The sequence below is a fragment of the Tenacibaculum halocynthiae genome, from assembly GCF_964512825.1.
Taxonomy (GTDB): domain Bacteria; phylum Bacteroidota; class Bacteroidia; order Flavobacteriales; family Flavobacteriaceae; genus Polaribacter; species Polaribacter halocynthiae.
The window spans coordinates 158,943-168,359 of the sequence record NZ_CAZELG010000016.1; the positions used below are offsets into that span (position 1 = coordinate 158,943).

Below are 9,417 nucleotides of genomic sequence, written 5' to 3' on the forward strand. Positions count from 1 at the left end.
TTAAAAAACATTGAGTACTTTTAGTATACTTTTAACCCCTAAAAAAACACTAAACACAAGTATAATAATCCCAAAAATATTTTGAGTTTTTGTATTACTGTATTTACCTAACACAGATTTCTTATTCATTATCCACAATAACACACCTGCTATTACTGGCAGCAACATTCCATTAGCTACTTGTGCAAATTTTATAATTTCAATCGGTTTAATCCCAAATGAAGAGAACAACACTCCCAGAAACAATATAAATATCCAGACCATTCTAAATTTATTAGATTTTAATCCACCACTCCAACCTAAACAACCTTTAGCAACATAAGCCGCAGCTAAAGGAGCTGTTATTGCCGATGTTATTCCTGCAGCAAACATTCCTAATGCTAAAAAATATTTTGCAAACTCTCCATATAAAGGCGCTAAACTTTTTGCTAAATCTGTAACACTCCCAACACTATTAGTTTGGATTGATGCAGCAGAAATGATAATTGCTATTGACACTAATCCTCCCAAAATTATAGAAATTATAGTATCTTTTTTTGCCAAAGTTAACTCATCAGCTGTTTTCCATTTTTCTTTAACTAAAGATGCATGTAAAAACAAATTATACGGAACTACTGTAGTACCTATTAAACCTATAATAATTAGTAAACTTTCTTCAGGAAATTTAGGAACAAACAACCCTTTTAATATTTCTACTAAATTGGGTTTTGTTATTAATGCAGTAATTAAAAAAGAAAAACTCATTAGTAAAACTAGGGTTATCAATGTTTTTTCTAAAAACTTATAGTTGCCAATAAATAACAATGCAAAAGCAATCACACCTATAAAAACACTCATAAAGTTAATTGAAACACCTCCAATTTCTAATATCATTTTCCCAAAAACGGTTTCTAAACCTAAAATTCCTCCACTAATATTCCCTGCTTCATAAGAAGCATTTCCTATTACTATTGCTGATAAAATTAAAACTGTTATTATGTGTCTTAAAAAAGGATTGTTAATCTCACTTCTAATAACTTCAGAAAGTCCTTTTTGAGAAATAATCCCTAATCTAGCTGCCATTTCTTGTAATATAATTGTGGCTATAATTGACACCAACATAGCCCACAATAAATTCATTCCGAAATTAACTCCAGCTAACGTACATAGTGTTACAGTTCCTGGACCTATAAAAGCAGCCGCAACTAAAGTTCCTGGACCTATGTTTTTAAGCCAATTTTTAATCATAAAATACTTTTTAACAGCTATAAATGTAGCTATAAAGTATTAATTATAGTTTTAAAGATAATCCACAAGAAAAACCCGTATTACATTTAAGTTTCTATTCGGTTTCTTATTTTTGCATAATGTTAAGAGTAATTCGTAAATTTTCAATAGAAAACCCAATAGTATTTAAAAAACAACTATTTCTTTGGGCTAAACAATTTGAAACTTCAATTTGGTTAGATTCTAATAACCATGATCAAACATATAGCTCTTTTGATAGTGCTCTTGCTGTTGATGAGTTTACAGCTATCAAAACTGACTATCATGAAGCTTTTAATAAATTAAAAGAATACCAATCGTATACTAATGATTATATATTTGGATATATTTCTTATGATGTTAAAAACAATGTAGAAAAACTACATTCTAAAAATTTCGATGGCCTTCATTTTCCTGATTTGTATTTTTTTCAACCTCAAAAAATAATTTTCATAAAAGGTAATACAGTTGAATTTCATTATTTACAAATGATTGATGATGAATTAGAAGAGGATTATGAAGAAATTTTTGAAACAAACATTAATCTACCCAATAAAGACATATCGCTAGAAAATGATATTAAAATAAAACTTAGAATTCATAAAGACGAATACCATAAAAAAGTTTCTCAAGTATTAAAACATATTCATCGAGGTGATATTTATGAGGCTAATTTTTGTCAAGAATTTTATGCAGAAAACACCAATATTGATCCTCATCATATATATACTCATTTAAACGAAATTTCTGAACCTCCTTTTGCTACTTTCTTTAAACATGAGAATCTTTATTTATTATCAGCAACCCCTGAAAGGTATATTAAAAAAGAAGGTACTAAAATTATTTCTCAACCGATAAAAGGCACGGCCAAACGTTTAATTAACAAAATAGATGACGATAAAATTGCTTTTGATTTAGCTCGTGATGAAAAGGAACGCTCTGAGAATATCATGATTGTTGATTTAGTTAGAAACGACTTATCAAAAACAGCTAAAAAAGGAAGTGTTATCGTTGAAGAATTATGTAAAGTATACTCGTTTAAGCAAGTACATCAAATGATTTCAACAATCGTTTCTGAAATAAATTCAACAACACATCCTGTGGATGTTATCAAAGATACTTTTCCAATGGGAAGTATGACCGGAGCTCCAAAAGTATCTGCTATGAAAATCATTGAAGAATTAGAAGAAACTAAACGAGGGTTATATTCAGGAACTGTTGGGTATTTTACCCCTGAAGGTGATTTTGATTTCAATGTTGTAATTCGTAGTATTCTATATAACGCTGATGAAAAATACGTTTCTTATTCAGTAGGAGGAGCTATTACTGCTAAATCAATTCCTGAAAAAGAGTATGAAGAATGCTTATTAAAAGCAAAAGCAATGAAATACGTTTTACTTAACTCAAAGTAGTTTTACTTATATTTACTAAAAAATATGATCATAGAGCAAGAGAAGAAATTTAATCATGTACTTTCTAAAATTGAAGGAATAGCTAATGAACAAAGTTTTTTTAATATGTTTTTAGAAACATATCCTGAAGATTGGAAACAACTAAAAATTACATTCTCAAAATTTAAACGAAGTAAACAATTTGGTAGAACAATTCCACTACCAAGACCAGAACAATCTTTAAGAAAAGAGATTAGACAATGGTTGCAAAAACAATAATTTATGACACATCAAGAGTTTAATTTCAATTATCATAAAACTAATTTTTTTGGTCAATTTTGGAAACCCGAAAAAACAAAAGCTATAGTAGTAATTGTTCATGGGATGGGAGAACACTCTGGACGCTACACTCACGTTGCTAAAAAACTAACTGATAATGATTTTGGAGTAATAACTTTTGATCATTTTGGACATGGTAAAACAACTGGCAAAAGAGGTCATAATCCTAATTACAATGCTGTTTTAGAAAGCATTTCAAAATTAATTGATAAAGCCAAAGACATTTTTGGAAACAAAAAAGTTTTTTTATATGGTCATTCCATGGGAGGTAATGCTGTAATTAATTACACGTTACGTAAAAAACATAATTTACAAGGTGTGATTGCTACTAGCCCCTTTTTAAAATTAGCTTTTCAACCACCAAAATGGAAAATTTCTCTTGGGAAAATCATGCAAAAAATAGCTCCATCGATAACTTTAGGTAATGAATTAGATCCTAATGATATTTCTAGAGATGCAAATGAAGTTAAGAAATATATTAACGATCCTCTGGTACATGACAAAATTAGCCCAAACTTTTCTTTAACTTTTATAGACTCTGGAGAATGGGCTATCAATAATGCTTCTTTACTAAAAACACCAATGCTTTTATTACATGGTATTGAAGACAAAATAATTGATTACAAAGGAACTAAAGCTTTTGCTGAAAATTCAAACACAACTACTTTGAAACTTTATGAAAATGGTTATCATGAATTACACAATGATTTATGTAAAGAAGAAATGCTACAAAACATTGTTGATTGGCTAAACCAACAAGTTTAATTTATTAGTATCAATGGTCAATAAATTTAAACAACATCTTACTTCAAGTTTTCCTTTTTTAGAAGGTAAAAAAATACTTATAGCGATTTCTGGTGGAGTTGATAGTGTTGTTCTAACTCATTTACTTTATAAGTTAAACTATAATATCACTTTAGCTCATTGTAATTTTCAACTAAGAGAAAATGAAAGTGATTTAGATGAACAATTCATAATAAAGCTCGGAGACAAATTTAATATAGACACTTTTACTATAAAATTCTCAACACGAGAGTATCAAAATAAAAACAAATTATCAACACAATTAGCGGCTAGAGAGTTACGCTACAATTGGTTTTTTAAATTATTAGAAGAACAAAAAATTGATTATGTAGCAACTGCACATCATTCCAATGATAACTTAGAAACTTTCCTTATTAATCTAACTCGTGGAACTGGTTTAGAAGGATTAACAGGAATCCCTCCTATAAATGGTAAAATCATACGTCCTTTATTAAAATTTTCAAGGGAAGAAATTTTAAATTACGCAACGTTAAAAAACATTGAATGGAGAGAAGACATTAGCAATACAGAAACAAAATATATAAGGAATAAAATACGACATAACGTAATTCCTGTTTTAAAAGAAATTAATCCTAATCTTATAAATTCTTTTAATAATACTAGTACTTTTCTTCAAGAAGGTCAACAAATTATCGATGATACCATAAAACAAAAATCCTTAGAGATAATTTCATATGATGGTGAAATAATAAAATTCAACATCAAAAAAATAAAAGAATTCACCAATCCAAAAGCCTATTTATATCATTTATTTAAAAAATACGGTTTTACAGAATGGAATGATGTTTTTAATTTAATTTACACTCAAACAGGAAAAGTACTAACAACAAAATCACATACATTGTTGAAAGACAGAGATTTTTTATTACTTTTACCCTCTGATAAATTTATAAATACTGAAAATCAACTAGTTAGAATAAATAGTAATGATTCAAAAGTCAGTTATCCAATAAATTTATTATTTAAAAACGTTCAAAAAACAACATCTTTAGACAAAAATACTATTTATGTTGATAAAAATTCACTAAATTACCCCCTCACTCTGCGTAAGTGGAATGATGGTGATTTTTTTTACCCTAAAGGAATGCTTGGTAAAAAAAAAGTTAGTAAGTATTTTAAGGATGAAAAATTATCACTAATTGAAAAACAAAATATATGGATACTTTGTTCTGGTAAAAATGAAATAATATGGATTTTAGGGAAACGACAAGACAGGCGTTTTCTACCATCAGACAAAACTATCAATATGTTGCAAATAAGTATATATAAACCCCTGTAAACAATTATAGAATGAAAAAACTCTTTACTCTTATTTTATTTTTTATAGGTTTCGTTACTTTCTCCCAAACTGATGATAACCCAATATTGGTTAACCCAACAGTTGAAAAAGTTTCAGATACTGAATATGATTTAATCTTCAACATAACAATTGCTGAAGATTGGCACCTGTACTCCCAATACAATCCGGAAGACGCTTCTTTACCAATGACAATAACACCCGCTGAAGGTGAGTCAGGGTACACGATAAGTGGAAAAGCTAAAGAAAGTGAAACCGAAACTGAATTTAGTGAAATTTGGGGAAAAGATGAAGTTTTCTTTGTAGATGAAGCTACTATAGTACAGCGTATAACTATTACTGACACATCTTTAACTCAAATAACACTTAACTTAGATGCGCAGGTTTGTAAAGAATACTGTTTGCCATTTGATGAAGATTTTACGTTTTCTTTAACTGGAGAAGCTGTAGAACAAACTGTAGCTGAAGTTAGTGACAAAAGTAAATCTTTATCAGAGTCATTAAAATTAGATTTAAAAAACACTGTTTTACTTAAAAGTTCAACTGATAAAGCTGGTGACGATAAAGACAGTAGTTTACTTAATATATTCTTATTAGGATTTGTTGGTGGATTACTAGCATTTTTAACTCCTTGTGTTTTCCCTATGGTTCCTTTAACTGTATCTTTCTTTACAAAGAAAACAGAACAAAAAGGAAAAGGATTAGGAAGTGCTTTACTATATGGATTCTTTATTATTCTTATATATGCTTTATTAAGTGTTCCTTTCCATTACTTAGACACATTAGATCCAGAAATATTAAATAATATATCTACGAATGTATGGTTAAACGTATTTTTCTTTGCTGTATTAATATTCTTTGCTGGATCATTTTTTGGTTTCTACGAAATAACTTTACCAAGTTCTTGGAGTAATAAAGCTGATAGTGCTTCTAGTATAGGAGGTATTATAGGAATTTTCTTTATGGCTTTAACTCTTGCTATAGTTTCTTTCTCTTGTACTGGTCCTATTTTAGGGTCATTATTAGCAGGTTCTTTAACTTCTAGTGGAGGAGCAATGCAATTAACAGCTGGTATGACTGGATTTGGTGTAGCATTAGCCTTACCTTTTGCTTTATTTGCTATGTTCCCAGGTTGGTTAAACTCACTACCAAAATCAGGAGGATGGTTAAATACTGTAAAAGTTATTTTAGGTTTCTTAGAACTTGCCTTTGCATTTAAATTCTTATCAAATGCTGATTTAGTTGGACACTGGGATTTATTAAAGCGTGAAGTTTTCATTGGTATTTGGACACTTTTAGCTCTATTAATGGCTTTATATCTATTTGGATTTATAGGCAAGAAATACGGCAAAATTTCTCTTTTCAGAGTTCTTTTAGGTATTTGTTCTTTGGGTCTTGCTGTATACTTAGCTCCTGGTGTTATGGAAAAACCAGCTTGGAGTCAAAGTAAGTTACTAAGTGGTTTTGCACCTCCTCAGTTTCACAGTATATATCAACAAGATAATAAATGTCCTTTAAACCTAAATTGTTTTAAAGATTTTAATGAAGGTGTTGCTTATGCTAAATCTGTAAACAAACCTATTTTATTAGATTTTACAGGTTGGGCTTGTGTGAACTGTCGAAAAATGGAAGAAAACATTTGGAGTCAACCAGACGTTTACTCGGTATTAAGTAATGATTATGTATTAATTTCATTATATGTAGATGATAATGAAAGAATGTTACCTGAAGATGAACAATTTGACTACATTAAACCTAATGGTAAAGTAAAAAGAATTAGAACTTATGGTGATAAATGGGCTACATTGCAGATTGCAAATTTCAAAACTGCATCTCAACCATTCTATGTATCATTAAGCCCTGATTTAGAAATATTAAATACTCCTGAACAGTATACTGACAAGGACACTTATCTTAAGTGGTTAAAGTCTGGTTTAGACCGTTACAAGGGTAATTAACTATATATTTTATAATAAAAATAAAGCCTCTTTTTTAAAAAGAGGCTTTTTTAATGGATAATTTTAAAAAACTAACTATTTAAAAAGGTCCAAACACGCATTCTAACTCAGCACAATGCCTACCATAATCTATACATACGCTATGTGGTTTACATTGTTTTCTACCTCCATTAATTTGAACTTGTTTTTCTTTTGTTAACGGTTTTCCCAAATTTAAAATTTGTTTTTTCATAATTGTAAAATTAAATAGTTTGTTAATCCTTGAACACTTTAAGACACTCAAGGCATGTGTCTATATATTACGAGAGAAATGAATTTAGAGCAATTACTCTTTTTATTAAAAGCTAAAACTTAGCAAAAATCAGGATACACATCACAAATACTTTCTAAAGGAGGTTCTTCCTCTTTACGAATACAACCACCGTCGCATGGTGCATTAATTATATTTCCATGAGCATCACATTTACATTGAGGATAATGAAATGTTCCATTATTACCACCTTTTATTTCTTTTTGATTAGCTTTGGTTAAGACTATCCCTACACTTAATATTTGTTTATTCATTTTATTAAAAAAGATATTATTTTTTTTATCTATTTAAATTGATTGACATTTATCTTTTGAGCACTATGTTACTCAAAGCACCCATTATCTAAATTATTACAAGAACTTGCTCCAGGATAACTACCTATTTGATTACAAGGAATACAATAAGGGTCATTATCTGCAAAACAAAGGTTAATTCTAGCATAATAACCACAATTACTGATACCTCCATTAATCTCTTTTTGTTCTTTAGTACTTAAGTTTCTACCTAAACCAAAAACTTTATTCTTCATCATCTTTAATTTTTTATTTAATAGTTTAATAATTCTCGTTTTTTAAGACGTTCAAGATGCACACCATCTCCTTATTAGGAATAATCAATAATTTACTGCACATGAAATAAATCAATTGACTTATATAAAGTATTTTATCCTAGGTTTAATATCCTTAACAAATATTAAACCTAGGATGGATTATACTTAAAAATAATAATTGATATACTCTCTATTGTGGAACAATTTCACCCAAACAAGCATGTGTTTCATATGATCCTAAACAACATCCATTTGGTAAAGAAAATCCTCCACACCCAAAACATTTTGCTGGAGTATACACAACGCATCCTGTTCCTCCATTTATTTGTTTTTGTTCAGACCTATCTAAGGTTTTTCCTAACTTTAAAATCTGTTTTTTCATAATTAAAAAATTTAGTAATTAATAATTTCTTGAACATTTAAAGACACTCAAGACTTGTGTCTATTCTTCGCGAATGAATATTATGTACCCTTATAATTAAAAGAGCTTATTCTATTAATAATAATCGAGATTAAAATATTTACGTCAAATTTTTGTAGTAGTAGTAGTAAAATAACTTACTATTTTATTTAATTAGAATTTACAATCATTAAATAAAAATCCATCATTTCATAACTCTGAAGAGTTTTTTTTCAATAAGTTTTGCCGAATAAATAGTTGTTGCTATAGTAGCTTTAAGCTAAAACCCATACAATCAATTTATATAAAACATAGTAGTACCGCTTTTAATTTATTTAAAAGCTATGCTTTTATTATCAATAATGTCAATGTTTAAATATTATAATCAAACAACAAGACATTCTTTATTTAGTTAAGGGCCATTAATTTACAACAAACAACTAGAAAATCCAATCTAGTTGTTTGTTTTTTTTTATTTACCTACAGTTTCTATCCCATTTATAACAATGGCGTTCAACTGGATTCCAATCAATACAACATTCAGGAGCTCTACCTCCATTAACTTCTCTTTGCTCTATTCGATTTAATGTTTTTCCTAGATTTAAAATTTGTTTTTTCATGGTTAAAAAATTTAATAATTTAATATCCCTTGATCATTTTAAGACACTCAAGGTTTATGTCTATCCTTTGCGAGAGAATATTTTAATAAATTACAATTAATAATAAAGTATTACTCAAGTGAATCTTCAAGTTGAGTAAATAACTTATGATTCTTCATTTAATATTAATAAGTTTTGAGTTACTTGTGTCATGAATTTATAAAAAAGAGTATATCTCTTTTTATAATTGACTAAACTCTGTACTATCCACAAATACCCCACTGACGGCCATTACATTTACCTGAACAGCATTTTGGACCTGGCCCTGTCCTATGACAAAGACCTCCAGATCCTATACAACCACCGACAGCTGCTTTTGACCCGTTGATTTCTTTTTGCTCTACTTTATTTAATGTTTTTCCTAGATTTAAAATTTGTTTTTTCATGGTTAAAAAATTTAATAATTTAATATCCCTTGATCATTTTAAGACACTCAAGGTTTA

12 protein-coding genes are annotated in these 9,417 nt (G+C 28.8%); 5 read left to right on the plus strand and 7 right to left on the minus strand.

Annotation, left to right across the window (positions count from 1 at the left end; translation table 11 throughout):
* On the minus strand, positions 1 to 1,227 hold the full coding sequence (locus tag ACKTTQ_RS05855) for an Nramp family divalent metal transporter (protein ID WP_408048652.1): 1,227 nt from the start codon (positions 1,225 to 1,227) through the stop codon (positions 1 to 3).
* A 119-nt stretch (positions 1,228 to 1,346) separates the two neighbouring features.
* Between ACKTTQ_RS05855 and ACKTTQ_RS05860 the strand changes: the two genes are divergently transcribed.
* From ACKTTQ_RS05860 to ACKTTQ_RS05880, 5 genes are read left to right on the plus strand one after another with little or no spacing between them, the layout of a single operon-like run.
* Positions 1,347 to 2,657 (plus strand): anthranilate synthase component I family protein, encoded by a 1,311-nt coding sequence (locus tag ACKTTQ_RS05860; RefSeq protein ID WP_299135926.1) that lies wholly within the window; start codon positions 1,347 to 1,349, stop codon positions 2,655 to 2,657.
* Between the two features lie 24 nt (positions 2,658 to 2,681).
* Entirely contained in the window at positions 2,682 to 2,915 is a 234-nt protein-coding gene (locus ACKTTQ_RS05865; protein ID WP_299135927.1) for a CIA30 family protein, read from the plus strand.
* Positions 2,916 to 2,918: 3 nt separating this feature from the next.
* Positions 2,919 to 3,740 carry an alpha/beta hydrolase gene (locus ACKTTQ_RS05870; protein WP_299135928.1) on the plus strand — a complete coding sequence of 274 codons (822 nt, stop codon included), beginning with the start codon at positions 2,919 to 2,921 and terminating at the stop codon, positions 3,738 to 3,740.
* A 13-nt stretch (positions 3,741 to 3,753) separates the two neighbouring features.
* Positions 3,754 to 5,079 carry a tRNA lysidine(34) synthetase TilS gene (gene tilS / locus ACKTTQ_RS05875; protein ID WP_408048653.1) on the plus strand — a complete coding sequence of 442 codons (1,326 nt, stop codon included), beginning with the start codon at positions 3,754 to 3,756 and terminating at the stop codon, positions 5,077 to 5,079.
* 11 nt (positions 5,080 to 5,090) lie between these two features.
* Complete coding sequence (locus ACKTTQ_RS05880; RefSeq protein ID WP_093869928.1) at positions 5,091 to 7,055, plus strand: protein-disulfide reductase DsbD family protein; 1,965 nt, start codon at positions 5,091 to 5,093, stop codon at positions 7,053 to 7,055.
* A 79-nt stretch (positions 7,056 to 7,134) separates the two neighbouring features.
* Here the strand turns inward: ACKTTQ_RS05880 and ACKTTQ_RS05885 are convergent, their stop codons facing one another.
* From ACKTTQ_RS05885 to ACKTTQ_RS05910, 6 genes are all read right to left on the minus strand, one after another.
* Positions 7,135 to 7,287: a hypothetical protein gene (locus ACKTTQ_RS05885; RefSeq protein ID WP_158530868.1), complete on the minus strand. Its 153-nt coding sequence runs from the start codon at positions 7,285 to 7,287 to the stop codon at positions 7,135 to 7,137.
* Positions 7,288 to 7,406: 119 nt separating this feature from the next.
* Positions 7,407 to 7,619 (minus strand): hypothetical protein, encoded by a 213-nt coding sequence (locus ACKTTQ_RS05890; protein ID WP_093869927.1) that lies wholly within the window; start codon positions 7,617 to 7,619, stop codon positions 7,407 to 7,409.
* 68 nt (positions 7,620 to 7,687) lie between these two features.
* The gene (locus tag ACKTTQ_RS05895) at positions 7,688 to 7,897 is read right to left on the minus strand and encodes a hypothetical protein (protein WP_147239423.1); all 210 of its coding nucleotides are present in this window, start codon (positions 7,895 to 7,897) and stop codon (positions 7,688 to 7,690) included.
* Positions 7,898 to 8,105: 208 nt separating this feature from the next.
* Positions 8,106 to 8,297, minus strand: a complete 192-nt coding sequence (locus ACKTTQ_RS05900; protein ID WP_093869925.1) for a hypothetical protein — start codon at positions 8,295 to 8,297, stop codon at positions 8,106 to 8,108.
* A gap of 494 nt (positions 8,298 to 8,791) precedes the next feature.
* Complete coding sequence (locus tag ACKTTQ_RS05905; protein WP_176974369.1) at positions 8,792 to 8,935, minus strand: hypothetical protein; 144 nt, start codon at positions 8,933 to 8,935, stop codon at positions 8,792 to 8,794.
* 242 nt (positions 8,936 to 9,177) lie between these two features.
* Positions 9,178 to 9,360 (minus strand): hypothetical protein, encoded by a 183-nt coding sequence (locus ACKTTQ_RS05910; protein WP_093869924.1) that lies wholly within the window; start codon positions 9,358 to 9,360, stop codon positions 9,178 to 9,180.
* Between the last annotated feature and the right edge of the window lie 57 nt (positions 9,361 to 9,417).

Bases quoted from the DNA above. Each gene is read 5' to 3' on its own strand.
- ACKTTQ_RS05855 (WP_408048652.1), bottom strand. From the start codon at position 1,227: ATGATTAAAAATTGGCTTAAAAACATAGGTCCAGGAACTTTAGTTGCG.
- ACKTTQ_RS05860 (WP_299135926.1), top strand. From the start codon at position 1,347: ATGTTAAGAGTAATTCGTAAATTTTCAATAGAAAACCCAATAGTATTT.
- ACKTTQ_RS05865 (WP_299135927.1), top strand. From the start codon at position 2,682: ATGATCATAGAGCAAGAGAAGAAATTTAATCATGTACTTTCTAAAATT.
- ACKTTQ_RS05870 (WP_299135928.1), top strand. From the start codon at position 2,919: ATGACACATCAAGAGTTTAATTTCAATTATCATAAAACTAATTTTTTT.
- tilS (WP_408048653.1), top strand. From the start codon at position 3,754: ATGGTCAATAAATTTAAACAACATCTTACTTCAAGTTTTCCTTTTTTA.
- ACKTTQ_RS05880 (WP_093869928.1), top strand. From the start codon at position 5,091: ATGAAAAAACTCTTTACTCTTATTTTATTTTTTATAGGTTTCGTTACT.
- ACKTTQ_RS05885 (WP_158530868.1), bottom strand. From the start codon at position 7,287: ATGAAAAAACAAATTTTAAATTTGGGAAAACCGTTAACAAAAGAAAAA.
- ACKTTQ_RS05890 (WP_093869927.1), bottom strand. From the start codon at position 7,619: ATGAATAAACAAATATTAAGTGTAGGGATAGTCTTAACCAAAGCTAAT.
- ACKTTQ_RS05895 (WP_147239423.1), bottom strand. From the start codon at position 7,897: ATGATGAAGAATAAAGTTTTTGGTTTAGGTAGAAACTTAAGTACTAAA.
- ACKTTQ_RS05900 (WP_093869925.1), bottom strand. From the start codon at position 8,297: ATGAAAAAACAGATTTTAAAGTTAGGAAAAACCTTAGATAGGTCTGAA.
- ACKTTQ_RS05905 (WP_176974369.1), bottom strand. From the start codon at position 8,935: ATGAAAAAACAAATTTTAAATCTAGGAAAAACATTAAATCGAATAGAG.
- ACKTTQ_RS05910 (WP_093869924.1), bottom strand. From the start codon at position 9,360: ATGAAAAAACAAATTTTAAATCTAGGAAAAACATTAAATAAAGTAGAG.